General features: G+C 61.5%; 20 protein-coding genes. 13 read left to right on the forward strand and 7 right to left on the reverse strand.

Translation table 11 applies throughout. The features are described 5' to 3' along the window. Positions 1–48 precede the first annotated feature (48 nt). A complete protein-coding gene (locus tag L63ED372_RS07115; protein ID WP_062404808.1) occupies positions 49–1512 on the reverse strand; it encodes a circularly permuted type 2 ATP-grasp protein in 1464 nt (487 codons plus the stop codon). Positions 1513–1605: 93 nt separating this feature from the next. Next, a complete protein-coding gene (locus tag L63ED372_RS07120; RefSeq protein ID WP_062404810.1) occupies positions 1606–4197 on the reverse strand; it encodes a DNA internalization-related competence protein ComEC/Rec2 in 2592 nt (863 codons plus the stop codon). A gap of 240 nt (positions 4198–4437) precedes the next feature. Between L63ED372_RS07120 and L63ED372_RS07125 the strand changes: the two genes are divergently transcribed. From L63ED372_RS07125 to L63ED372_RS07155, 7 genes are all read left to right on the forward strand, one after another. Beyond that, positions 4438–7869: a transglutaminase family protein gene (locus L63ED372_RS07125; protein WP_062404811.1), complete on the forward strand. Its 3432-nt coding sequence runs from the start codon at positions 4438–4440 to the stop codon at positions 7867–7869. Continuing rightward, positions 7862–10567: a circularly permuted type 2 ATP-grasp protein gene (locus tag L63ED372_RS07130; protein WP_062404812.1), complete on the forward strand. Its 2706-nt coding sequence runs from the start codon at positions 7862–7864 to the stop codon at positions 10565–10567. The genes L63ED372_RS07125 and L63ED372_RS07130 overlap by 8 nt, the downstream gene beginning before the upstream one ends. Before the next feature lie 8 nt (positions 10568–10575). Beyond that, positions 10576–11484, forward strand: a complete 909-nt coding sequence (locus L63ED372_RS07135; RefSeq protein ID WP_062404813.1) for a transglutaminase family protein — start codon at positions 10576–10578, stop codon at positions 11482–11484. Between the two features lie 110 nt (positions 11485–11594). After that, positions 11595–12053, forward strand: a complete 459-nt coding sequence (locus L63ED372_RS07140) for a RidA family protein (RefSeq protein ID WP_062404814.1) — start codon at positions 11595–11597, stop codon at positions 12051–12053. Between the two features lie 9 nt (positions 12054–12062). Continuing rightward, a complete protein-coding gene (locus tag L63ED372_RS07145) occupies positions 12063–12329 on the forward strand; it encodes a DUF2164 domain-containing protein (protein WP_062404816.1) in 267 nt (88 codons plus the stop codon). Continuing rightward, entirely contained in the window at positions 12326–12523 is a 198-nt protein-coding gene (locus tag L63ED372_RS07150) for a hypothetical protein (RefSeq protein ID WP_062404818.1), read from the forward strand. Before L63ED372_RS07145 ends, L63ED372_RS07150 begins: the two co-directional genes overlap by 4 nt. A 95-nt stretch (positions 12524–12618) precedes the next feature. Next, the gene (locus L63ED372_RS07155) at positions 12619–13134 is read left to right on the forward strand and encodes a DUF1993 domain-containing protein (protein WP_062404820.1); all 516 of its coding nucleotides are present in this window, start codon (positions 12619–12621) and stop codon (positions 13132–13134) included. Between the two features lie 176 nt (positions 13135–13310). Here the strand turns inward: L63ED372_RS07155 and parC are convergent, their stop codons facing one another. Next, positions 13311–15686 (reverse strand): DNA topoisomerase IV subunit A, encoded by a 2376-nt coding sequence (gene parC, locus L63ED372_RS07160; RefSeq protein WP_062404822.1) that lies wholly within the window; start codon positions 15684–15686, stop codon positions 13311–13313. Between the two features lie 87 nt (positions 15687–15773). Beyond that, positions 15774–17756 (reverse strand): DNA topoisomerase IV subunit B, encoded by a 1983-nt coding sequence (locus tag L63ED372_RS07165; protein WP_062404824.1) that lies wholly within the window; start codon positions 17754–17756, stop codon positions 15774–15776. Between the two features lie 123 nt (positions 17757–17879). Here L63ED372_RS07165 and L63ED372_RS07170 point away from each other — a divergent pair, with 123 nt between their 5' ends. From L63ED372_RS07170 to L63ED372_RS16370, 5 genes are all read left to right on the forward strand, one after another. After that, positions 17880–19091, forward strand: a complete 1212-nt coding sequence (locus L63ED372_RS07170; RefSeq protein ID WP_062404826.1) for an MFS transporter — start codon at positions 17880–17882, stop codon at positions 19089–19091. Positions 19092–19235: 144 nt separating this feature from the next. Then, the gene (locus tag L63ED372_RS07175; RefSeq protein ID WP_062404829.1) at positions 19236–19781 is read left to right on the forward strand and encodes a class I SAM-dependent methyltransferase; all 546 of its coding nucleotides are present in this window, start codon (positions 19236–19238) and stop codon (positions 19779–19781) included. 113 nt (positions 19782–19894) lie between these two features. Next, positions 19895–20791, forward strand: coding sequence for a 4-hydroxy-tetrahydrodipicolinate synthase (gene dapA, locus L63ED372_RS07180; RefSeq protein WP_062404831.1), 897 nt, complete (start codon positions 19895–19897; stop codon positions 20789–20791). A 44-nt stretch (positions 20792–20835) separates the two neighbouring features. Continuing rightward, entirely contained in the window at positions 20836–21951 is a 1116-nt protein-coding gene (gene bamC, locus L63ED372_RS07185; protein ID WP_062407776.1) for an outer membrane protein assembly factor BamC, read from the forward strand. 70 nt (positions 21952–22021) lie between these two features. Continuing rightward, positions 22022–22198 carry a hypothetical protein gene (locus L63ED372_RS16370; RefSeq protein WP_156343570.1) on the forward strand — a complete coding sequence of 59 codons (177 nt, stop codon included), beginning with the start codon at positions 22022–22024 and terminating at the stop codon, positions 22196–22198. Between the two features lie 224 nt (positions 22199–22422). Here the strand turns inward: L63ED372_RS16370 and L63ED372_RS07190 are convergent, their stop codons facing one another. Next, complete coding sequence (locus tag L63ED372_RS07190; RefSeq protein ID WP_062407778.1) at positions 22423–23544, reverse strand: JmjC domain-containing protein; 1122 nt, start codon at positions 23542–23544, stop codon at positions 22423–22425. Positions 23545–23630: 86 nt separating this feature from the next. Here L63ED372_RS07190 and L63ED372_RS07195 point away from each other — a divergent pair, with 86 nt between their 5' ends. Further along, positions 23631–24164 (forward strand): FKBP-type peptidyl-prolyl cis-trans isomerase, encoded by a 534-nt coding sequence (locus L63ED372_RS07195; protein ID WP_062404833.1) that lies wholly within the window; start codon positions 23631–23633, stop codon positions 24162–24164. Positions 24165–24204: 40 nt separating this feature from the next. Here L63ED372_RS07195 and dut read toward each other — a convergent pair whose 3' ends face one another. Both dut and coaBC read right to left on the reverse strand, forming a co-directional pair. Next, on the reverse strand, positions 24205–24654 hold the full coding sequence (gene dut, locus L63ED372_RS07200; RefSeq protein ID WP_062404835.1) for a dUTP diphosphatase: 450 nt from the start codon (positions 24652–24654) through the stop codon (positions 24205–24207). A gap of 64 nt (positions 24655–24718) precedes the next feature. Then, positions 24719–25930, reverse strand: coding sequence for a bifunctional phosphopantothenoylcysteine decarboxylase/phosphopantothenate--cysteine ligase CoaBC (gene coaBC, locus L63ED372_RS07205; protein WP_062404837.1), 1212 nt, complete (start codon positions 25928–25930; stop codon positions 24719–24721). Between the last annotated feature and the right edge of the window lie 147 nt (positions 25931–26077).

A 26077-nucleotide genomic window follows, 5' to 3' on the forward strand; every position in this document is an offset into this window, starting at 1 on the left:
GGACATCCATAGATCCTCGGGTCAAGCCCAAGGATGACAGGGGTGAAATCAGTCCTGCAAAATCCAAGTGTCTTTGGTGCCACCGCCTTGTGACGAGTTCACCACCAAAGAGCCTTCTTTCAAAGCCACGCGGGTCAAGCCGCCTGGCACCATCTGCACCGTTCGGCCACTCAGTACAAAGGGGCGCAAGTCGATGTGGCGCGGCGCGATGCCGCTGTCCACATAAGTTGGGCAAGTGGACAAGCTGAGGGTGGGCTGGGCGATGTAGCCCTCGGGATTGGCCAACAGTGCGCTACGGAAACGCTCGATCTCGGCTTGGGTCGATGCTGGGCCAACCAGCATGCCGTAACCGCCTGCGCCGTGCACCTCCTTGACCACCAGGTCTTTCAGGTTGGCCAGGGTGTACTTCAAATCGTCGGGTTTGCGGCACTGAAAAGTCGGCACATTCTTGAGTATTGGCTCCTCACCCAAATAAAACTTGATCATGTCAGGCACATAGGGGTAGATCGACTTGTCGTCGGCCACGCCCGTGCCCACCGCGTTGCAGATGGCCACATGCCCGGCTTTGTAGGCGTCCATCAGGCCCGCGCAGCCCAAGGTCGAGCTGGGACGGAACACCTTGGGGTCCAAAAAGTCGTCGTCCACCCGGCGGTAGATCACATCCACCCGCTTGGGGCCGCGTGTGGTGCGCATGTAAACGAACTGGTCTTTGACGAACAGGTCTTGCCCCTCGACCAACTCCACACCCATTTGCTGCGCCAAAAAGGCGTGCTCGAAATAGGCGCTGTTGTACATGCCGGGGGTGAGTACCACCACCGTCGGTTCAGCCGTGGTGGCGGGGCTGCTGGCCCGCAGGGTCTCGAGCAGCAAATCGGGGTAATGCGCGACCGGCGCCACACGGTGCTGGCTGAACAGGTCGGGGAAGAGCCGCATCATCATTTTGCGGTCTTCCAGCATGTAGCTCACGCCGCTGGGTACTCGCAGGTTGTCTTCGAGCACGTAGTACTCGCCCTGGCCTGCGCTGTCAGGTGCTCGCACGATGTCGATGCCGCTGATGTGGGAATAGATGTTGTTGGGAACATGCACCCCCACCATCTCAGGGCGAAACTGCGCGTTGTTTTCGATCTGCTCGCGGGGAATGATGCCCGCCTTGAGGATGTCCTGGTCGTGGTACACGTCGTGGATGAAGCGGTTGAGCGCGGTGACGCGTTGCACCAAGCCTGCTTCCATGCTTTTCCACTCTTGAGCAGCGATCACGCGGGGGATCAGGTCAAACGGGATCAAGCGCTCGGTGCCCCCCTCGTCGGAATTGGCGTCTTCGTCCTTGTCGCCATAGACCGCAAACGTGATGCCCACGCGCCGGAAAATGACTTCCGCTTCTTCTCGACGCGCGGCCATGAGTTGGGGATCCTGGGATTTCAACCAACGGGCATACGCAGCGTAATGCGCCCTCACCTCCCCCGAGTCACCCGCAGCGGGCAAGCGGCTGTACATCTCATCAAATTGGCGCATGTCACTTCACTCCTGAAACTCTCTAAGCAAATACTGTACCTAGCAAGACCAGATTTGCCGCGAGGGCCAACCCAATGTCGTGGTGGGATGGCCTCAGGGTGGCAAGGCCTGGTGCCAATACCGTTGGCGCTCCACCCTTTCACACTGCACCAAGGTCGGCGCGTGGCTGCGCCAAGTGGCCGCGCCGCATCGCGTGGTTTCCACCATTTGGATGCCTTGCGCCTGGTAACGCCACACCACTTCGCGGGCAGGATGGCCAAAGCGGTTGCGGTAACCCGCCTGGACCAGCGCCATTTTGGGCGCAAGGGCTTGCAAAAAAGGTAGGCTGGACGACGTTTTGCTGCCATGGTGGGGGGCGAGCAGCACATCCACCGGGCTCAGGCCCGCCCGCAACAAGGCCTGCTCTTGCGGGGCTTCGATGTCACCCGCCAGCAATGCCGAGCCTTCAGGGGTGTGGATGCGCAGCACACAACTGACTTCGTTGGGCTTGCGACTGGGAGGCGCCAACTCGGGCGCAGGCGGGTGCAGGACCTGAAAAAACACACCATCCCAAACCCACGACTGCCCAGCCTGACAGCGCGTCCAGCCCGGACGCAGGCGGTGCAAGGGGTGTTCGTCCTCCAGCGACGACCACAGCTCAGCCTGTTCTTGCATGGCCAACACCGCAGCCGCACCGCCCGTGTGGTCACTGTCGCGGTGGCTGAGCATCAGCACATCCAGGCGCTCGCCCATTTGGGCCAGCAAAGGCACCAACACCCGGTGGCCGGCATCGCTTTCGGCCGAATAGCGCGGTCCGGCGTCGTACAAGAGGCTGTGCTGGGCCGTTCGCACCAACACCGCGTTGCCCTGACCGACATCGGCAGCGAGCAATTCAAATTGGCCATGGCCTGGCCGTAGGGGTGACCAGAACAACACGGGCCAGAGCAAGGGCAAGCACAAGACCTTCCAGGACAGGGGCATGCGCAGCACCAGACCCAAGGCTCCGAGCATGGCCAGCACAGCCAATCCCCAGGGCGGCGTCGCCCTCGACAAACTGGCCAGTGGCCATGCCGACATCCAGCCCAGCAAGTCGGACAAAGGGCGCAAGACCCAAGAGGCCCAGTCCCATGCAAGGGGCCACAGAACCCCCAGCATCGCCAGTGGCGTGACCACCAAGGTGACCCAAGGAATGGCCAGCACATTGGCCAACAAACCCACCAACGACACCTGACCAAAAAACAGCAAGCTCAACGGTGCCAGCGCCAGCGTGACGGTGGCCTGTTCACGCAACAAAGCACCCACACCTTGCCCGAGCCTCAGGGCCCAGCCGCCCCAACCTAGCGCACCGAAAAGGTGCAACCACGACAAGGAACGTGCGCCAGCACGCCACAACGGTGCATCGCTGGAATCCGTTGGTGATGCGAGACCCGCGCCTCGATCACCCTTCAGGTCCGAGGCCATGAGCACCCCCACCGCCACAAAGCTCAACCAAAAACCCGGTTGCAACAAGGCCCACGGGTCCCAGACCAAAACGGCGGCACAGGCCATCAACCAAACCAAGGCGCCATGCCACTGCCGTGCCGAGAGCCTGAGCACGACCACCACCAAAAGCATCAGCAAAGTGCGTTGCGCGGGCAAGCCCCAACCGCTGAACAAGGCATAAAAAGTGGCCAGCATCAAACCCGACACCGCCCCGACGTGCACCGCAGGCCAGCGCATCGCACCATCAAATCCCCACAAGGCTGCACGGCGCCAGCCCCAACCCACGGCCACAGAAGCCAGCCAGGCAAACATGGTCACATGCAGTCCCGAGATGCTCATCAGGTGGGCCACTCCAGTGGCCCTGAACACATCCCAGTCGCTGCGGTCAATTGCGGCCTGATCACCCACCACCAAGGCCGCCAGCACACCAGCCCGTTTGGCCGCATCCGCGTCGCCCCCGGGCGTGCTCAGCTGTGTCAACAAGCGGTCGCGCACCGTTTGGCGCCAACCCTCGATCGGATGGCTCAGGGTGCTGGCGATTCTTAGCGGCGGTGGATCTTTGGCGCGGTTGCGCACGTAACCCGTGGCGCGAATGCCCTGCTCCCACAGCCACAACTCATGGTCAAAACCGCGTGGGTTCATGTGCCCATGCGGCGCTTTCAAGCGCACGCGCAAGCGCCACCGTTCTCCGGCCTTGACGGGCTGTGGCAGGGGCGACAGGCTCCAGCCACTGTCATGCGTGCCCTCTTGCCCGTACCAACCCAGGTACACCTGCGCGGGCACATCGGCATCGACCTGCAAGGCTCGGCTGACCCCTGCTTCATCCACCTGCCAAGCCTGCTCGATGCGAAACCGAAATCGCCAGCCCAGATCTTGTTTTTGGGGCATGGCTTGCACCACGCCCACCACGTCCAGGTCTTGCCCTTCCAATGCAGGCACCATGATGCTCAACCGGCTCCATGCGTGCAATCCGGTCACAGCAAAGGCCACCGAGAACCACAATAAGAACCCAATCACCCAAAGGCCTGTGGGTCGGTGGCGCTGCACGCTTAGGCGTCTGAGGGTGAGCACACGCAGACCCCAGGCACAGGCCGCCACCATGCCCAGCACGGCGCCATACAAAGCCACAGGCCACAAAGCCGCTTGTTGCAATTGCAGCGCGACCCCCATGCACCAGGCCAGCAAGCCCACACCCAGACCCCGCGCCCAGCCTAAGGACATCATGGCCAGCCGCCCTCGGGCCAGCAGGGCACACGCCCGTCACCTGCCGTGCGGCGTTCTTGCATGTCAGCCTCCCTGATTTGGCTGTGGTGTGAATCGGCGGGTCTGAGCCCCCCTGCTTCCACGCAGCGTGCTGGGCCCTTGACGGGGTCTTGGAGCCACTTGGCTGGCGCGTGTCTTGCTAGTTGTAAACGCCCAAGCTGCATTTGTCATGCGTGCAGCCCCTGTTGCGCTGAACGAGATATGTCGATACAAGTTGCCCTGCACCACGTCACCCATTACACCTACGACCGTCCCGTTCAGCTTGGCCCCCAAGTCATCCGCCTGCGACCTGCCCCGCACAGCCGCAGCCGCAGCCTGAGTTACAGCCTCAAGGTCGAACCCTCAGAGCACTTCATCAACTGGCAACAGGACACTTTTGCCAATTACCAAGCGCGTTTGGTCTTCCCGAAAAAAACCACGGCTTTCAAGGTCACCGTGGACGTGGTCACCGAGATGGCCGTGTTCAACCCATTCGACTTTTTTCTGGAGCCCACGGCCGAGGAAGTGCCCTTCAAGTATGCAGACACCGTGCGTGAAGAGCTGCAGTCTTATCTGGTCAAAGACCACAAAACCCCGCTGTTCAAGAAATACCTGGCCAGCTTGGACCGAAAGCGCCAGCGCACCATCGACTTTTTGGTGCAGGTCAACCAACGCCTCCACCAAGACATCCGTTACACCATCCGCATGGAGCCGGGCGTGCAAACGGCCGAGGAAACCCTGACCCTCAAAAGCGGCTCATGCCGCGACACGGCCTGGCTCCTGGTGCAGCTGTTTCGGCACATGAACATCGCCGCCCGCTTTGTTTCGGGCTATTTGATTCAGCTGGCCCCCGATGTGAAATCGCTCGATGGCCCGAGCGGCACCGAAGTGGACTTCACCGACCTGCACGCCTGGTGCGAGGTGTATTTGCCGGGCGCGGGTTGGATCGGGCTGGACCCGACCTCCGGGCTCTTGGCCGGAGAAGGCCATATTCCTTTGGCCTGCACCCCGCAACCATCGGCGGCAGCGCCCATTGAAGGACTCATGGACGAGGCCGAGGTCGAGTTTCACCACGAAATGAGCGTCACGCGCATCCATGAATCGCCGCGGGTGACCAAACCGTACACCGAAGACCAGTGGACCGATGTGCTTGCCTTGGGCGATCAGGTCGATGCGAAATTGTTGGCACAAGACGTGCGCCTGACCATGGGTGGCGAGCCGACCTTTGTGTCCACACAGGACCGAGACGGCGCGGAATGGAACACCGACGCCCTGGGGCCAACGAAGCGCGGCTTGGCCACCGAGCTGGTGCACAAGCTGCGCCAGCAATACGGCCAAGGCGGTTTTTTGCATTTTGGCCAAGGCAAGTGGTACCCGGGCGAGCAATTGCCACGTTGGGCGCTCAGCATTTACTGGCGTGCCGACGGCACACCTTGCTGGCAAAACCCTGCGGTGTTTGCCGACGAGCGTGAACCCAGCCAGTACACCAGCGCCGATGCCCAGCGCTTCATGCACGAAATGTCGCAGCAGCTGGGCCTACCCACCGACACCGTGCTGCCAGGCTACGAAGACACCTGGTATTACCTGTGGCGCGAGCGCCGCTTGCCCGTCAACGTCGACCCGTTTGACGCCAAACTGGACGACGAGATGGAACGCAACCGCTTGCGCCGCATCTTCAGCCAGGGGCTTGACCATCCTGTGGGTTATGTGCTGCCGCTGCAAGCCGTGGACACCGGCAACCCTGCGGTATCGGCGTGGGAGACGGGCCGCTGGTTCCTGCGCGAAGAGCGCATGTACCTCATGCCCGGTGACTCGCCCATGGGCTGGCGCTTGCCGTTGGACTCGCTGCCTTGGTCGGCGCCCACCGACCGTTTGCACATGATTGAGCAGGACCCCTTTTCACCTCGGGGACCCTTGCCCACCACGCCCACACTGTTCCAGAAACGCCCGCTGGGCATGCCCGCCCATGCGAATGCCAGCGCCTCAAGCCGCTCGGCAGCGCTGCCAGCACAGCCGGTCTCTCGTTTTGAATCTGACCCCTCGGTGGTGCGCACCGCGCTCTGTGTGGAAGTGCGCGACCCCACACGCGCCAACGGCCCCAAGGCCGAGGCTGCCGAAGACAAAAAAGGCAACAAGTCAGGCGTGCTGTATGTCTTCATGCCGCCTCTGGCGCGTCTGGAGGACTACCTGGCCTTGGTGAGCGCCGTGGAAACCACCGCCCTGAAGCTGGACATGAAGGTGGTGATGGAGGGCTACCCGCCCCCTCGCGATCCGCGCCTGAAACTCTTGCAGGTCACCCCCGACCCCGGTGTGATCGAGGTCAACATCCACCCGGCCCACAACTGGACCGAACTGGTTCAGCATACCGAGTTTTTGTACCAAGCCGCTTTCGAAACGCGCCTGTCGGCCGAGAAGTTCATGACCGACGGCCGTCACACCGGCACCGGCGGTGGCAACCACATGGTGATGGGCGGCGCCACACCCGCAGACAGCCCGTTTTTGCGCCGCCCGGAATTGCTGGCCAGCCTGGTCCTGTACTGGCACAACCACCCGAGCTTGAGCTATTTGTTCAGCGGCATGTTCATCGGCCCGACCAGCCAGGCCCCGCGTGTGGACGAGGCCCGCAACGACCAGGTCTATGAGTTGGAGATCGCGCTGCGCGAGATCGTTCGGCACTGTCAAAAGCATGGCCAAGACATGCCGCCCTGGACGGTGGACCGCACCCTGCGCAACATCCTGATCGACGTGACCGGCAACACCCACCGCAGCGAGTTTTGCATCGACAAGATGTATTCACCCGACAGCAGCACGGGGCGCTTGGGCCTTTTGGAGTTGCGGGCTTTTGAAATGCCACCCCACGCCCGCATGAGCATCGTTCAGCAATTGCTGCTGCGTGCGCTGGTGGCCCGCTTTTGGGACGCGCCCTATTCAGCGCCTGTGACGCGCTGGGGCACCGAGTTGCACGACCGCTTCATGCTGCCGCACTGGATCCACAAAGACTTTGACGATGTGCTCACCGAGCTGGGGGATGCGGGTTTCCACTTTGACCCGAGCTGGTTCGCGCCGCATTTCGAGTTCCGCTTCCCGGTGGTGGGGCAAGTCCAGATCGACGGCGCGGTGCTCACCTTGCGCAACGCGCTGGAGCCCTGGCACGTGATGGGCGAAGAAAGCGGCGCGGGCGGCACCGCGCGTTATGTCGACTCATCGCTCGAGCGCATCGAGGTGCATGTCACGGGCATGAACCCCTCGCGCCACACCGTCACCGTCAATGGCACGCCCTTGCCCCTGCAGCCCACGGGCGTGGTGGGCGAATATGTGGCAAGCGTCCGCTACAAGGCCTGGAACCCACCCTCGTCGCTGCACCCGAGCATTGGCGTGCACGCCCCCTTGACGGTGGACCTGGTGGACACCTGGATGAAGCGCTCTTTGGGCGGCTGCCAGTACCATGTGGTGCACCCCGGTGGCCGCAACTACGACGGCTTCCCGGTCAACGCTTACGAGGCCGAAAGCCGCCGCATGGCCCGATTCTTCCGCATGGGGCACACACCTGGCGCGATGAAACATCTGCCCACCCTGTTGCCCAACGCCCAGCTGCACGCCAGTCCGGAGTTCCCGCACACGCTGGATTTGAGGCGACAATCCTTGAATGAATGAGCGCCCGTCTCAACCCATCGGTACCCCGCAAGCCACAACCCTGACAGGATTGGCGCTTGAGCACGAAGCCGCGCCCGCCGGGCATTGGGACGAGCTGCACGGGGAGGTCTCCAACCCCAATGCGGACACTGCCCGTGCGATCAGTGCGCCATGGCAGCGCTTCCTTGCGCCTTTGGACAAGGTGTCCCACGCCCGCGAAGCCGACCTGAACACGCGCATGGGCAACCTGCGGCGGCAGGTGCGCGACAACGGCATCACTTACAACGTGTACGCCAGCGCCGACCAACCGCAGCGCCCCTGGTCACTCGACCTGTTCCCGCTCATGCTTGGCCACAGCGATTGGCAGCAGATCGAGGCGGGTGTGATGCAGCGCATGCAGCTGCTCGAGCACATCATGGCCGATGCCTATGGACCCCAACAATTGGTGCTGCAAGGCCAGCTGCCCGCTGCCTTGGTGCAAGGCCACCCGGCCTATTTGCCCGCGATGCATGGCGTGGCTCCGGTGGGTGGGCGCTATTTGTCCCTGGCCGCGTTTGACCTGGCGCGTGGGCCAGACGGCTGCTGGTGGCTGCTGTCGCAGCGCACACAAGCGCCTTCGGGCCTGGGCTACCTGATCGAAAACCGGCAAATCGTCTCGCGCCTGTTCCCGCAGGCCTTTGAGGCGTTTCCGGTGCAGCGGCTGGCGCACACCTACCGCCCCCTGATCGACGGCATCAAGGCCCGCAGCCCGGCAGGTGCCTCGGCGCACATCGCCCTGCTCACGCCCGGGCCTTACAACGAAACCTATTTTGAACACGCCTACCTCGCCCGTTATCTGGGCCTGAGCCTGGTGCAGGGCAACGACCTGACGGTGCGAGACCAAAAGCTTTACCTCAAAACCCTGCAAGGCCTGCAGCCGGTGCACGGCTTGCTCAAGCGGGTGGACGACGACTGGTTGGACCCGCTGGAGCTGCGGGCCGACTCCACGCTGGGCGTGCCCGGCTTGCTGCAAGCGGTGCGCAGCGGCAATGTGTTGGTGGCCAACACGCCTGGCTCGGGCTTTTTGGAGTCGAACGCGCTGCTGGGTTTTATGCCCGGCCTGGCGCGGGAACTTTTGGGGCAAGAACTGCGACTGCCCGCCATCCCCAGCTGGTGGTGCGGTGAGGCCGCAGCGCTGCAAGACGTGCTGCCGCGCATCGCGGGTTGTGTGATCAAGCCCACCTACCCCCACCACACCGACCGCCACAGTTTTGAGCCGGTGCTGGGCCACCGCCTCTCGCGCCAAGAACAAGCCGAATGGGCCCAGCGCATCGTGCGCGACCCCGACGCCCACACCCTGCAGTCGTGGTTGCCGCTGTCGCACCAGCCCACTTGGCAAACCGGGCCCGATGGTGCCGCCAGCATCGCGTCACGCCCGGTGGTGCTGCGCGTGTTTGCAGTGGTCGATGCCCAAGGCGGCTGGCAGGTTTTGCCCGGAGGTCTGGCCCGGCTGGGCACACGCGAAGGCATCGCATCGATGCAGCGCGGCGGCTCCAGCGCCGACGTATGGGTGCAAACACCAACAACACCAACACCTACCTCGTCCACACCGCCTGCACCCCCCTCCGCCACCACCAGCATCCCGGCCGCCAGCGACGCCGTCGCGCAGCGCCAGCGCCTGGTCACCAGCCGCGCCGCAGAAAACCTGTTTTGGATGGGCCGCTACACCGAGCGCACCGAAAACACCTTGCGCCTGGTGCGCCTGAGCCTGGAAATTCTGGGCAGCGAAAACCAGAACCTGCCCTGTTTGCTGAACTTCATCTCCCGCATGGCCACACACCACGGCCTGGTGCGGGCCGGTGTACCTGCCGCAGCGCAGGCGCACCGCGTCTTCGAGCGCTCCTTGATTGCAGGACTGTGGGACAAGGAACTGACCACCAGCGTGGGCTTCAACCTGCGATCGGTGCGCTTGGCCGCGGCTTCGGTGCGCGAGCGCCTTTCACCCGAGCACTGGCGCTTGCTGGAACAAGCCGAATCGCGTTTTTTTCAGTGGGTCAAAACACCCGCCTTGCCCGAGCCCTCGCTGGACAGCCTGCCCGACACCGTGGCGGTGCAGCGGCTGTTGGCCGACACCAGCCAGATGCTGGCCGCCCTCACTGGCGCACAAACCGACCGCATGAGCCGCGACGACGGCTGGCGCTTGCTCTCCATGGGCCGCCACATCGAGCGACTGGAATTTTTGTCGCACGCCCTCAGCGATGCCGTGCAGCTGGGCCTGATCGAAGAGCAAGCCGGGTTTGACGCTGTGCTGGATTTGTTTGACAGCACCATCAGCTTCCATGCCCAGTACCAACAAAGCCGCACCCCCCAGGCCCTGATGGACCTGCTGGTGACCGACCCGGACAACCCCCGCTCGCTGGGCTGGGTGGCGCACACCCTGCGATCGCGCTTGAAGCGCATGGGCCACCTGGCCGATGGGGCGACTTTGCCCCTGGCGGAGCGCCTGCCCGCGCTGATTGAGTTGCGGCCCGAGGCCCTGTGGCCCTTGGACACCTCACGGGGGGCGAGTTCGAGCACCGCCGACCCTTTGGTGAGTCAGCCCCAGCCCCTGCTGGCCACACTTGGCCAATGCCAAAGCACAGCCCGCGAGGTTTCGGACCAGCTGTGCAGCTTGTTTTTCACGCACAGTGGCGAAGCCCGCTACAGCGTGGGCGCTGGTAGTTCAAGGCACAAGGCATAAGACACACCATGCGCCTGGCCATCACACACGACACCCGTTACCGCTACAGCCCCTCGGTGCAAACCGCGCAGCATGTCGCCCACCTTCAAGCAACCGACACACCCTGCCAAACCGTTCTGCGCCACACGATGGCGATCTCGCCCGAGGCCTCGGTGCAGCACAGCATCGACGCCTTTTTGAACCACCGCGCTTATTGGGCATTGACACACCCCCACGAAGGCCTGAGCGTTCAGGCTTACACCGAGGTCGAGACCCGAGCCATTCCAGCCATCACACCTTCCAGCGCCCAGCAAAGCTGGGAAACTGTGCGCGAGCATTTTCGCTACCGGGGTGGCCAAGCTGGTGATGTGCATGCGGGTTTGGTCTTTGGCTCGCACCATGCGCCGGTGCACACCGCCTTTGCGGACTACGCCCAAAGCTGTTTCACACCCGGGCGGCCTCTCATGCAAGCGGCCCAGGCCCTCACGGCCCGCATGCACCGCGATTTCCATTACGAAACGGCCAGCACCGACATCAACACTCCCGCCCTTGAGGCGCTGCACAACAAACGGGGGGTTTGCCAGGACTTTGCCCACATCTTGGTGGCATGCCTGCGCTCACTGGGCTTGCCCGCCCGCTATGTGAGCGGCTACCTGCTCACCCAGCCGCCGCCAGGCCAGCCCCGCCTGGTGGGAAGCGACGCCTCGCACGCCTGGGCTTCGGTGTACCTGCCCGAGCTGGCCAGCCATGCCTGTCTAGGCTGGTTTGACCTGGACCCGACCAACGACCGCTGCGGCATGGCCAGCCCGGGCGAGGACTACGTGCGCCTGGCCGTGGGCCGCGATTTTGCCGATGTGTCGCCCCTGCGCGGCGTGTTGCAAGGTGGCGGCTCGCACACCCTCGAGGTCGCGGTCACGGTCGCCCCATTAGACCTGTGATCTGATCAGCCCATGCGGACGCCATTCAACGGCACCTTCGGCGACAATATCTTTTTGCAAAGCCTGCGCATGCGGGCGTCCACCTTCAACCAGCGAACGAGACCACCACCATGAGCGTTTACGACCAACTCAAAGCACTGAACATCGAGCTTCCCCCCGTGGCCGTGCCCGCAGCCGCCTATGTGCCTTTTGTCCAGACCGGCAACCTGGTTTTCCTGTCTGGCCACATCGCCAAAAAAGACGGCAAAGTTTGGGCCGGGCAGCTGGGCAAAAACACCACCACCGCCGAAGGCCAACAAGCCGCTCGCGCCGTCGCGATTGACCTGATGGGCACGCTGCACGCGGCTGTGGGTGACCTGAACAAGGTCAAGCGCATTGTCAAAGTGATGAGTCTGGTCAACTCGACCGGCGACTTCACCGAGCAGCACCTGGTCACGAACGGCTGCAGCGAACTGCTGGGCCAAGTCTTTGGACCGCAAGTGGGCGCACATGCCCGCAGCGCATTTGGCGTGGCGCAAATCCCCATGGGTGCTTGTGTCGAGATCGAGATGATTGCCGAAATTGGCTGATCTGTGGCCATGCCCATTGAGCTGAACAAAGAGGACCGCGCTCAGGCCATTGCCAGCATTGAGCGCTACTTCGAGGCCAACTTTGAACAAAAGATCGGCAACATTTCTGCTGGGGCTCTGCTTGGCTTTATCCTCGAAGAAATTGGCCCCAGCATCTACAACCGTGCTGTGAGCGACGCCAAAGAGCGCATGCTGATGCGCGTGGAAGATCTGGAATATGAAGTTCGCGCGGATGAATTTCAGTATTGGCAAAAATTCAAACCACGCAAGCCATGAAGAGATCACAAATAGCCCTGGCATTCATCTTGAGCCTGACTCTGTCGGCTTGTGGCTTGGTATCTACGCAAGCTGTGTACGAAGAAATCAGGGCTCAGGAAAAGGCCAAGGCAGTGGGCAGAGGCGCAGCCCCTGGCCAAAAACTACCCAACTACGATGCCTACCAAAAGGAGCGTTCAGTGCTCTCGCCCTGAATCCGTTGAATGCCAATCCCAACTGTGGACGTGCAAAACGTAGACCGCCGACTTCAAGCCAAATCCTTAATCGATCACACACCCAGGAGAATTTGATGACCCTTTCGATGTCCCGCGCCAGCCTGCCCGTTTGCACCCGCATGCTGACCAACCTGAGCCACATCCTGGCCAAGGCCGAGTTGTTTGTCGAGGCCAAAAAGATCGACCCCACGGCGCTGACCACCTACCGCCTGGCCCCCGACATGTTTCCGTTCACACGCCAAGTGCTGATCGCCTGCGATGCGGCCAAAAACGGCGTCGCCCGTTTGAGTGGCGTCGAAGCGCCCAAGTTTGAAGACAACGAAACCACATTGGCCCAGTTGCAAGAACGCATCCAGAAAACCCTGGCCTTCATCGCCACGGTGCCCGCAGCGGCCTTGGACGGCACCGAGGACAAAGAAATCACCTTCCCCGCAGGCCCGGGCAAAACCCGCACCCTCAGCGGGCAAGACTACCTGTGCCACTGGATGCTGCCCAACCTGTACTTCCACATCACCACGGCCTACACCATCCTGCGTCACAACGGTGTAGAAGTGGGCAAGATCGATTACCTGTTGGGTGCGCAGGGCTGAGACCCTGACCGGCGGCTCAGCCTTTGCTGATTCAAACTGTCCCCAAACACCGTGCCCAAAGCTGTGGACAAGTGCAGGGACAAGCCACCAAAGTCCCGCCCAGCAAGGGCTGGCGGGGCGTGCTCAAAAAAGCATCAACATGGTCTGATGACGTGGCCCTGATGACTGCGCCCTGATCACTCCACACGCGTCACCCGGTTGGGCTTGAAGCCCAGATCGGCCACTTTGCCTTTTTTGGCACGAGCGGTTTTGGCGTTGTTCAGGCTGCGAATTTCCAGCGTTTCTTCGCGCTCTTTGCCGCCTCGGCCGATGCCTTCGATCTTGACGCTGCGGGTGTAGGCTGCAGCACCCGCCAAGGTGTCTTTGGCTTCCAGGTCGATGAGCATCAGGCCCCGGCCCCCTTTTTCCATGGTCTTGAGTTCACTGATTTCAAAGGTCAGCACTCGACCGCCGGTGCTGGCGCAGCAGACGCTGGTGGCGGCCGGCATGGGCTGCTTGTCGGCAGGCACTGTGGCACTGCTGCCGCTGACATGGCTGGGCGCGCAGACGGTTTCGCCCTCGCCCAGGCTGATGAAGGCTTTGCCCGCTTTGTTGCGCGAAATCATGTTCTCGACCGTGGCCTTGAAGCCGTAGCCGCCCGAGCCGCTGAGCAGCAGCGTGGCATGGGCCGGGCCTGCAAAGTAGTGGGCGGGTTGCGTGCCGGTTTCCAGATCGATGAGGGTGGTGATCGGCTGGCCATCGCCGCGTGCGCCGGGCAAGGTGGCCACGGGCACGCTGTAGATGCGGCCTGTCCCATTTTTGGCCGTGCCAAAGATCAGCAGCGTGTCCACCGTGCGGCACTCAAAGGTGCCATACAGGCCGTCGCCCGCCTTGAAGGCGAAGCTGGTGGCGTCGTGGCCGTGGCCCGTGCGGGCACGCACCCAGCCTTTTTCCGAAACGACCACCGTCACGGGTTCGTCCACCACCTTGACTTCGGCCACGGCTTTTTTCTCTTCTTGGATCAAGGTGCGGCGGGGGTCGGCAAAGGTTTTGGCGTCCCCTTCGATCTCTTTGATCATCAGGCGGCGCAGTGCGGCGGGGCTGCCCAAAATCTCTTCGAGCTTGCCCTGCTCTTCGCGCAACTCGCTCAGCTCTTGCTCGATCTTGATCGCTTCGAGTCGGGCCAGTTGGCGCAGGCGAATCTCCAGGATGTCTTCGGCCTGGCGGTCGCTGAGTTTGAAGGCTTCGATCAGCGCGGGCTTGGGCTCGTCGCTGTGGCGGATGATGCGGATCACCTCGTCGATGTTCAGCAAGACCAGCTGTCGGCCTTCCAGAATATGGATGCGGTCCAGCACTTTGTTCAAGCGGTGCTGGCTGCGGCGGGTGATGGTGGTCTGGCGGAAGCTGATCCACTCCACCAGCATCTGGCGCAGCGACTTCTGGATGGGTTTGCCGTCGATGCCCACCGAGGTCATGTTGATCGGCGCCGACGTCTCCAGGCTGGTGTGCGCCAGCAAGGCGGTGATGAGTTCTTGCTGTTCGATGCGGCTGGTTTTGGGCTCGAACACCAGACGTACAGCGGCGTCTTTACTGGACTCGTCACGCACCACATCCAGCACGGCGAGCATGCTGGCTTTGAGCTGCAGCTGGTCGGTGCTGAGCGCTTTTTTACCGGCCTTGACCTTTGGGTTGGTGAGTTCTTCGATCTCTTCGAGCACGCGCTGCGAGCTGACGCCTTGCGGCAGCTCAGTCACCACCAGTTGCCATTGGCCACGGGCGAGTTCTTCGATCTTCCAGCGGGCACGCACTTTGAGGCTGCCGCGCCCGGTGCGGTAGGCGTCGGCAATGTCGCTGGCCGGGCTGATGATCTGACCGCCACCGGGGTAGTCGGGGCCGGGGATGATGGCCATCAACTCGCTGTCGCTCAGCTTGTCGTTGCGGATCAAAGCGACGCAGGCGTCAGCCACTTCGCGCAGGTTGTGGCTGGGGATCTCGGTGGCCAGGCCCACGGCAATGCCGCTGGCGCCATTGAGCAAGCTGAAGGGCAAGCGGGCAGGCAGCTGGCGCGGCTCTTCGGTCGATCCGTCGTAGTTGGGGATGAAGTCCACCGTGCCCATGTCGATCTCGTCGAGCAGCAAGCTGGTGATGCGCGACAGCCGCGCTTCGGTGTAACGCATGGCCGCAGCGCCGTCGCCGTCACGGCTGCCAAAGTTACCCTGGCCGTCGATGAGTGGGTAGCGCTGCGAAAAGTCTTGCGCCATGCGCACCAGCGCATCGTACGCCGCCGTGTCGCCGTGCGGGTGGTATCGGCCCAGCACATCGCCCACCACACGGGCGCTTTTGACGGGTTTGGCCGCGGTGTTGTTGTTCGGGCCGCTGTACGACAAACCCATGCGGTCCATCGAATACAAAATGCGGCGCTGTACCGGCTTTTGGCCGTCGCACACGTCAGGCAAGGCGCGGCCTTTGACGACGGACAGCGCGTATTCCAGATAGGCCCTCTGGGCGTAGGCGCCCAGGTGGTCGCCATCGGGGGCGGCGGTGGGTTCGGGGGTTAAGAGGTCAGTGGTCATCAGGGTCTTTCAGGGTAGGAGCCTGCCTGCGGGCGTTGGATTTGTTCAGACAATTCGCCCACGGGGTGGGCTCCTACGGGGAATTTGTCACACGTCGATTTCGATCGAGTCGCCGTGCAGCTCCATCAGCTCACGACGGGCGGCGGCTTCGCCTTTGCCCATGAGCTGGGTCATGAGGTTTTCGGTGCCCGCGTTGTCCAATGGCCCCAGCTCGATGGGCAGCAGGCGGCGCGTGTCGGGGTTGAGCGTGGTGTCCCAAAGCTGCTCGGCGCTCATCTCGCCCAGGCCCTTGAAGCGGCTGATGCTCCAGCCGCCTTCTTTCACGCCGTCTTTGCGCAATTTGTCGATGATGCCGGTGAGCTCGCCCTCGTCCAGCGCGTAGGCTTTGGACGCTGGCTTTTTGCCGCGGGCGGGGGCATCGACGCGGAACAAGGGCGGCCTGGCCACGTACAAGTGCCCCGCTTCGATCAGCTTGGGAAAGTGACGGAAGAACAAGGTCAGCAAAAGCACCTGAATGTGCGAGCCGTCCACGTCCGCGTCCGACAAGATGCAGACCTTGCCGTAGCGCAGATTGCTCATATCGGGGTTGTCATTAGGGCCGTGCGGGTCTACGCCGATGGCCACCGAAATGTCGTGGATTTCGTTGTTGGCAAACAAGCGGTCGCGGTCGACTTCCCAGGTGTTGAGCACCTTGCCGCGCAGGGGCAAGATGGCTTGGCACTCTTTGTTGCGGCCCATCTTGGCGCTGCCGCCTGCCGAGTCGCCCTCGACCAAAAACACTTCGTTGTCGGCGATGTCCTTGCTTTCGCAGTCGGTCAGCTTGCCGGGCAAGACGGCCACGCCAGAACTCTTGCGCTTTTCGACCTTTTGGCTCGCTTTTTGACGGGTTTGTGCAGCCTTGATGGCCAGTTCGGCCAGTTTTTTGCCGTAATCCACATGCTCGTTCAGCCAGAGTTCGAGCGCCGGGCGCACAAAGCTGGAGACCAGCCGCACCGCGTCGCGCGAATTCAGCCGCTCCTTGATCTGGCCCTGAAACTGCGGGTCCAGCACTTTGGCGCTCAGCACATAGCTGGCGCGGGCGAATACGTCTTCGGGCATGAGCTTGACGCCCTTGGGCAGCAGGCCATGCAGCTCAATGAAGCTCTTGACGGCGGTGAACAGGCCATCGCGCAAGCCGCTGTCGTGCGTGCCGCCCGCGCTGGTGGGGATCAGGTTGACGTAGCTCTCGCGCACGGGTGCACCGTCTTCGGTGAAGGCCACGGCCCAGCTTGCGCCCTCGCCTTCGGCAAAGCTGTCGTGGTTGGCGTCGGCAAAGCCTTCGCCTTCAAACAGCGGGATGACCGGGTCGCCGTTCAGGGTTTGCGTCAGGTAGTCGCGCAGACCGGCTTTGTATTGCCACTGCTGGGTTTCTTTGGTTTTTTCATTCACCAAGGTCACCGTCACGCCGGGCATGAGCACGGCTTTGCTGCGCAGCAAGTGCGTCAGCTCATTCATGGGAAGCGCGCTGGATTCGAAGTATTTGGCATCGGGCCAGGCACGCACCGTGGTGCCCTGCTTGCGGTCACCCTCGCCTGTGGCTCGTTTGACCAGCGGCTCGGTCACGTCGCCGCCCGAGAACACCAGTGTCGCCACTTGGCCTTCGCGGTAGCTGGTGGCTTCGAGCCGTTTGGACAGCGCGTTGGTCACCGACACGCCCACACCGTGCAAACCGCCCGAGAAGCTGTAGGCCCCACCCTTGCCCTTGTCAAACTTGCCACCCGCGTGCAGGCGGGTGAAGACCAGCTCGATCACCGGGGCGTTTTCTTCGGGGTGCAGGCCAAAGGGAATGCCCCGGCCATCGTCTTCGATGCTGACCGATCCGTCGGCGTGCAGGATGACTTTGATCTTTTTGCCGTAACCCGCCAGCGCCTCGTCGGCGGCGTTGTCCAGCACTTCTTGGATGATGTGCAGGGGGTTGTCGGTGCGCGTGTACATGCCCGGGCGTTGTTTGACGGGCTCGAGGCCCTTCAAGACACGGATCGAGCCTTCGGAGTACTCATTAGAGGTTTTGACAGTTGATTGGGTGGCCATGGTGGCGGATTGTAGTGGGATTTCAGGCTTGATACTGGATACATAAACAGTGCCAACCCTTTACTTCGGCAACATGCATCTGAGTGACTTCGGGGTGGCACCACATTGGTTAAAGTCAGGGGGATGCAACACAAACCCCTTTCACTGACCCAGGTTCTGATTTGCGGCGCGGCCATTGTCACGCTGTCCATGGGCATACGCCACGGTTTTGGCCTGTGGCTTCAGCCCATCACCCAAGCCCAAGGCTGGGGCCGTCAAGAGTTCGGCTTTGCCATGGCCATCCAGAATCTGGCCTGGGGCTTCATGGGCATTTTTGCGGGCATGCTGGCCGACAAGTTTGGCGCTTTCCGCGTCATCACGGCCGGCGCCTTGCTCTACGCATTGGGGCTGGTGGGCATGGCCCAGGCCCAAACGCCCTGGATGTTTGCCCTGTTCACGGGCGTCATCATCGGCACCGCACAAGCGGGCACCACCTACGCCGTAATTTATGGCGTGATCGGGCGAAACGTGCCGGCAGAGCGCCGTTCGTGGGCCATGGGCATTGCGGCAGCGGCCGGCAGCTTCGGGCAGTTTTTGATGGTGCCGGTGGAAGGCATGCTGATCAGCCAAGCGGGTTGGCAAAACGCCCTGATGATTTTGGCCGCCGCCACCGTGCTCATCATTCCCCTGGCTTGGGGTCTGCGCGAGCCGGCTTTGAACGCGCCGGGCCAGGTCAAACGTGAGCAGACCATTCTCCAATCGCTGCAAGAAGCCTTCAAGTACCCGAGTTTTCAGCTGCTGATGGCCGGCTATTTTGTGTGTGGCTTTCAGGTGGTGTTCATCGGTGTGCACATGCCCAGCTACCTGAAAGACCACGGCATGGCACCCCAAGTGGCCAGTTATGCGCTGGCCCTGATTGGTCTGTTCAACGTGGTGGGCACCTACATTGCGGGCACCATGGGCCCACAAATTCCCAAAAAGCACATCCTGGCCACCATTTACATCTCGCGCTCGGTGGCGATCACGCTGTTCTTGCTGGTGCCACTGTCGCCAACCAGCGTTTACATCTTCTCAGCCGTGATGGGCTTGCTGTGGCTGTCCACTGTGCCGCCCACCAATGCGGCGGTTGCACATATTTTTGGGGTGGCACATTTGTCCATGCTCAGCGGTTTCATCTTTTTCGGCCACCAGATCGGCTCCTTTATGGGGGTCTGGCTGGGCGGCTATCTGTATGACAAGACGGGCAGCTACGACATCGTCTGGTACCTGGCCATTGCGCTGGGTGTGCTGGCCGCGCTGGTGAACCTGCCTGTGCGCGAGAGCCCGATTGCCCGCCCAACACCCCAAGCAACATGAGTGCCCAACCCACCTGGTTTTTGCTCGGGGCTGCAGCCTTGGGCCTGACATTTTGGCTGTATGGCCAGTCCGACGTGGTGATCATGCTGTCTGAACAGCTGTGGTCCTGCTTTTAACCACGCGTTTGACTTGAAAGCACCATCCATGCACGGCACCGAAAACCCCTCCGCCTGGCTGCAACGCTGGTCACACCTGATCGCCCCGGGCAGCACCGTGCTCGATGTGGCCTGCGGCGCAGGTCGCCACATGCGTTATTTGGCCTTGTTGGGACACCAAGTCACAGGTGTAGACCGCAACCCCGACGCCGTGGCCATGGCCAAAAGCAGTGGCGAGGTCGTTTGCGCTGACATCGAAAATGGCCCCTGGCCTTTTGATGGCGAAACTTTCGGATGCGTGGTCGTGACCCATTACCTTTGGAGACCCTTGCTGCCAAAGGTTGTGGCCAGTGTGGCCCCGGGTGGTCTGTTGATCTACGAAACCTTTGCAGCCGGCAACGAAACCGTGGGCAAACCTTCGCGACCAGACTTTTTGCTGCAACCCGGCGAACTGATCAAGGCGGCCGAAGGCTTGCGCACGGTAGCTTACGAAGACGGCTTTGAGGCCTCGCCAGACAGGTTTGTGCAACGCATCGTCGCCGTGCGAGACGAATCCCCAAAGACCCTCCAACGCTGGCCTTTGCGTCCTGCCTGAAACCGACACCGCATTGAGCGCGAGCCCGGCTTTGCCCCCTGACAGGCTCTCCCATGCAACCATGGGGTTGCACTCGTTAGAATGGTTCTTTTTCTGTATCAGAAATCCCCGACATGACCACCGACCAACGCCCCATCCGTGGCAGCATCCCTGCTCTGATCACACCCATGCTCAACGACGGCCAAGTGGATTACCCCACTTTGCGAAAACTGATCGACTGGCATGTGACCGAAGGCACCGATGGGTTGGTGATCGTCGGCACTTCGGGCGAATCGCCCACCGTGAACGTGGACGAACACCGCGAAATTCTGCGGGTATCGGTGGAACAAGCGGCCAAGCGGATACCCATCATTGCCGGCTGCGGCGCCAACTCCACCGCAGAAGCCATTTCGCTGGCCAAATACGCCGAGTCCATCGGTGCTGACGCCCAATTGCAAGTGGTGCCCTATTACAACAAGCCCACTCAGGAAGGCCTGTTCCAGCACTTCAAGGCAATCGCCGAAGCCACGCCCAAGCTGCCCGTGATTTTGTACAACGTGCCTGGCCGCACCGTGGCCGATCTTCAGCACGACACCGTCCTGCGCTTGGCCCAAGTGCCAGGGATCATTGGCATCAAGGAAGCCACCAGCAACATCGAACGCGCCCAATGGCTCATCCGCGATGTGCCCAAAGCGTTCGCTGTTTTCTCGGGCGATGACGCCACGGCTGTGGCCCTGATGCTCTGCGGTGGCGCTGGCAACATCAGCGTGACCGCCAACGTGGCACCGCGTCAAATGCACGAGCTGTGCATGGCCGCCTTACGAGGCGACGTGAAAGAAGCCATGCGCATCCAGTTCCAGCTCTTGCCTGTGCACAAAAACCTGTTTGTCGAAGCCAACCCCATCCCCGTCAAATGGGCCATGCAGCGCATGGGGCTTTGCGGCCCCACACTGCGCTTGCCCATGACCGAGCTGTCTGAGTCGCAGCGGCCTGTGGTTGAAGCGGCCCTCAAGGCCAGTGGCCTGATTTGACAGACACCCCAAGGAAATTTGTGAACCTTTTGACACCCAACACCATGTCCTCTGTTCCTTTCAAGCGCACCGCCACGGTATTGGCTTTGGCCACCTTGCTCAGCGCCTGCTCGGTGCTGCAGGAAGACAAAATCGACTACAAAAGCGCGGCCAAAGCGCCCACACTCGAAATCCCCCCGGATCTGACGCAGTTGCGCAAGGAATCGCGCTACGCCATCGAAAGCACGTCGGCCACAGCCTCCGGCTTTCAAAACGCTGGAAGCCGTGTAGCCGATGCTGGCACAGCAGCCAATGCCCTAGGGCCCGTCAGGATCGAGCGACAAGGCCATCAGCGTTGGCTCGTGACCAGCTTGCCAGCCGACAAAGTCTGGGAGCCTCTGCGCGAGTTTTGGACCAGCAATGGTTTTGTGCTTGTCACCGATGCGGCCGATGTGGGCATCATGGAAACCGAGTGGGCAGAAAACCGGGCCAAACTGCCCCAAGACTTCATTCGAAGGACCTTGGGCAAGGTGCTCGATTCGTTCTATTCCACCGGTGAACGTGACAAATTCAGGACCCGAGTGGAGCGCAATGCCCAAGGCGGCGTGGACATCTTCATCACCCACCGCGGCATGATCGAGACCTACACCGACGCCCAAAAAGACCGCACCATCTGGCAACCCCGACCCAGTGACCCTGAGTTGGAAATCGAATTCATGCGCCGCCTGATGGTCAAATTGGGCACCACGCCAGAAATGGCCAAAACAGCCGCGACCGCGACGGCTGCCACTGCCAACGCATCGGAGACCAGCAGCCAGGTCAGCACCGTCAATGGCCAACCCGTGATCGTGCTTCAGGACAGTTTCGACCGCGCATGGCGGCGCACGGGCGTGGCCTTGGACCGCAGCGGCTTCACTGTGGAAGACCGCGACCGGATGGCCGGCGTTTACTTTGTGCGTTATGTTGCCGCCGGCACCAGCACCGAACCAACAGGCTTTCTGGGACGTATCTTTGGAAGCAAGAAGGACACCCCTTCGACGCTGACCAAATACCAGATCAAAGTCATTTCCTCAGGTGATAACCAAAGCGCCATTCGCGTGTTGACGGCCACGGGTCAACCCGAGCCTTCGATCCAGGATGCTGAGCGAATTTTGAAGTTGATTGCTGCCGAATTGCGCTAAGCAAGGAAATTCAAGATGAAAAAAAACCCCGCAAAGCGGGGTTTTTTTTGACCCATCCGGTTTGCACCGGATGAATAAGATCACTTGGCAGCAGATGCGTCAGCAGCTGGAGCAGCAGCAGGAGCGGATGCGTCAGCAGCAGGAGCTGAAGCGTCAGCAGCTGGGGCAGCAGCTGGAGCTGGTGCAGGTGCAGGAGCAGCAGCTTCTTTTTTGCCGCAAGCGGACAAAGCAGCAGCAGCGACGATAACGGCCAGAACGAGGGTCTTGTTCATTTTGATTTTCCTAATGTGTGAATGTGAAAACAATTTCCGGAAACTGTTTCAACGGTGGTTAAAGCCGTCGAAACCGAGCCAAAAGCACTCGAGCTCTTTTGTACTCAGCCTCGAATTATAGCGTTTTCCCTAGTCCAGCAGACGAACACTTACCGCAAGCTTTCGTTTATTTGATGCAAAAACAATTCAGCTCGCTTGTTCACAGGCTCCTTAACCAACCGGCACTGGCCCAATCAAGCAGAGCCTCTTTGGCATCTGCACTCAAAACCTTGATTTTTTGCACTGTAATGACCCGTTCGTCGGCCAATTGACGCAAAACAAGAGCATCACGCCCACCGACCTTGAAGCCCTCGCCATTGATGAACACGTGTTTGTCGTCGTACATCATCTTGCTGCGGCGGTCCAGGCGCAAGCCCACCGACAAGTCGGGCGCCACTTCGGCGTCTTCAAACCAGACATTGGCTTTGGGCTCGGTCAGATACTCACCCAGCAAACTGTCCAGCAAGTCAGGGTTTTGAAGCGCTTTATCCACCACTTGACGTGCAAAGCCAGCCAAAGGCTGCGGAATGGCAGCAGGTGATGACATCGCCCCTTGTTTCGGATCTCGATAAATGGCGTCCCCCACACCGTCAAACGCTTCATCGGCCAAGCCCAGCAACAACTCACGGGCCAACTCGCCCTCTTGAGGGGCCCGAAACCCAATCGACCAGGTCATGCACTCGCCTTCGGCCACACCATCGTGGGCATATTTTGGGGGCAAATACAGCATGTCGCCGGGGTTGAGCACAAACTCTTCTTCCGCCTCAAAGTTTTGCAAAATCTTGAGCGGCACGCCCGGCTGAAGACTCAAGTCTTTGTTGCGGCCAATGCGCCAGCGGCGCTGCCCATGGGCCTGCAACAAAAACACGTCATAACTGTCAAAGTGGGGCCCCACGCCACCGCCATCGGTGGCGTAGCTGATCATCACGTCGTCAAGCCGTGCATCTGGGACAAAGCGGAACTGCTGCATCAGCGCGTGCACGCCGTCATGGTGCAAGTCGACGCCTTGCACCAGGAAAGTCCACTTTTTCTGGCTGAAGGGCGGTAAACCCCGCTTGGGGAACGGGCCATGCTTCATCTTCCAGCCCTTGGGCGAATCCACAATCAAACGCGACTCCACGCCCTCCTCGCCCGCCAAGGCCACCAAGTCGGCGCGGCCCACACACGGCACAAAACCCGGGATCGCGTTGCGCACCAGCAAGGGCTTTTTTTGCCAGTGGCGCTTCATGAATTGGCTGGGGCTGAGGCCACCGAGCAGGGCCAAAGGTTGTTCTGTGTTCATGGGGGTGTTCCGGTTGCACAAGTCAAAAGACCAGCGCTCAAAGACAAGGCGGCCAAATCCGGCCGCCAAACTGCGACAATTGTCCTATGGAAATCAAGACACCTTCTGTGGTCGCACTGACCTGGACACTCAAAGACACGCTGGGCGAAGTTCTCGACACCTTGGACGAGCCCGTTGAATTCTTCATTGGCGGCCAAGACCTGCTGCCAAAAATAGAGGAAGCCCTGCAAGGCCACGAAAAAGGCGCCAAGGTCGATCTGCACTTGGAGCCCGAAGACGCCTTTGGCGACTTTAACGAAGAGCTGCTTTTCTTGGAGCCGTTGGCCCTCTTTCCCGAAGGGCTGGAGCCCGGCCTCACGATCGAAGGCACCGCCTTGCCCGAGGGCTGCCACCCCGACGCACCGCGCAACGTGCTCTACACCGTGACCGAGATCTACCCCGAGCATGTGGTGCTCGACGGCAACCACCCGCTGTCGGGCATTGCGCTGCGTTTGCACCTGAAGGTGGAATCGGTGCGCGAGCCCACCGAAGCCGAAGTGGGCAGCGGCAGCTGCGGTACGGGTTTCTTCAAGATCGAAGTGGGCGATGAGGGTAGCCTGACGATACCCACGCTGCACTGAGCCCCCTGAACAGCACCATTAACAGCGCCCTGCAGGGCGCTTATTTTTTGCCGGTCGAGCCGTAGCCACCTTCGCCACGCTCACTGGGTGCATCAAACTCTGCCACCACATTGAATGTGGCCTGCACCACCGGCACGATGACCATTTGCGCGATGCGCTCCATCGGCTCGATGGTGAAAGCCACATCGCTGCGGTTCCAGGCGCTGACCATCAATTGCCCCTGGTAATCGCTGTCAATCAAACCCACCAAGTTGCCCAGCACGATGCCGTGCTTGTGGCCCAAACCCGATCGGGGCAAGAGCATGGCGGCATAAGCCGGGTCTTTCAGGTGCACGGCGATGCCAGTGGGCACCAGTTGCCAAGCGTTGGGCTGCAGTGTCAAGGGCTCGCTCAGGCAAGCACGCAAATCCAAGCCTGCACTGCCTGGTGTGGCATAAGCAGGCAACTGATCTGACATGCGGGCGTCGATGATTTTGAGGTCGATGTTCATAGGGGGGTCCTGGATTTTGTAAAGCACCCAAGGCCCAAGGCCATGGGACGCCAAAAGGAGACAATTATTTCAAGCGACGGGCAATGTCGTCGATCAGCTGCACCGCCAAGGCTTGTTTGCTGGCACGAGGCAACTCACGAGCGCCCGCATGGTCCACCAAAAGCAAGGCGTTGTCGTCCTGGCCAAAAGTGGCAGGACCAATATTGCCCACCAACAGCGGCACCCCCTTGCGAAGGCGCTTGGCCGTGGCATGCGCCAACAAGTCGTGGCTTTCGGCCGCAAAACCCACACAAAACAACTCACCCGATGCGCCACGCGGAGACTGCGCGATGGTGGCCAGAATGTCCGGGTTCTCCACAAAGCTCAGCTGGGGTGTATCGCCTGAGCCGTCTTTTTTGATCTTCTGATCGGCCGAATGGGCAGGCCGCCAATCGGCCACTGCGGCCGTGGCAATGAACACATCGGCTGCATGCGCGTGCAATTGCACCGCGTCGAGCATTTGACGGGCCGAACGCACATCCACCCGCTGCACGCCCCGCGGTGAGGGCAAATGCACGGGCCCCGCGACCAGCGTGACGCTCGCCCCCGCCATGCGGGCTGCACGCGCAATGGCAAAACCCATCTTGCCACTCGACAAATTGGTGATGCCGCGCACCGGGTCGATCGCCTCGTAAGTGGGCCCAGCCGTGACCAGCACCGCCTTGCCGGACATCACTTTGGGTGTGAAAAACGCTTCCAGGTCTTCCAAAATTTCATCGGCTTCGAGCATGCGGCCGTCGCCCGTCTCGCCACAAGCCTGGTCGCCCTGCCCCACATCCAGCACATGGATGCCGTCGGCTTTGAGCTGCGCCACATTGCGCTGCGTGGCCGGGTTGTTCCACATTTCACGGTTCATGGCCGGGGCCACGATGAGCAGCACCTTGTCCAGCGGCCGCGCCAGGCACATGAGGCTGAGCAGCTCATCGGCCCCACCATGCAGCAGTTTGGCCATGAAGTCCGCGCTGGCCGGAGCCACCACAATTGCATCGGCCTCGCGGCTCAAATTGATGTGCGCCATGTTGTTGGCTTCACGCGGGTCCCATTGCGAGGAGTAAACCGGCCGACCCGATAAGGCCTGCATGGTCACCGCCGTCATGAAGTGCTCGGCCGCCTCGGTCATCACGACCTGCACCGTCACGCCCGCCTTGACCAAGGCGCGGCAGAGTTCCGCCGACTTGAAGGCCGCAATGCCGCCCGACAAGCCCAGAACGATGTGTTTTCCAGCCAATGTGCTCATGGCTGGTGAATGTAGCAGACCGCTTCGCATTCAGTGCGAAATAGCTTGAGCGCAGGACGAGAGAACATTGACCGCAACGCAGCGCCGAGCTCAGGGCTGGCCGGATCGGGCGATTTGGCGAGCGAAGCGAGTTATGAGCCCGACCGG

Origin of the sequence: Limnohabitans sp. 63ED37-2 (assembly GCF_001412535.1) — a bacterium.
In the GTDB taxonomy this organism is placed as follows: Bacteria; Pseudomonadota; Gammaproteobacteria; order Burkholderiales; family Burkholderiaceae_C; genus Limnohabitans_A.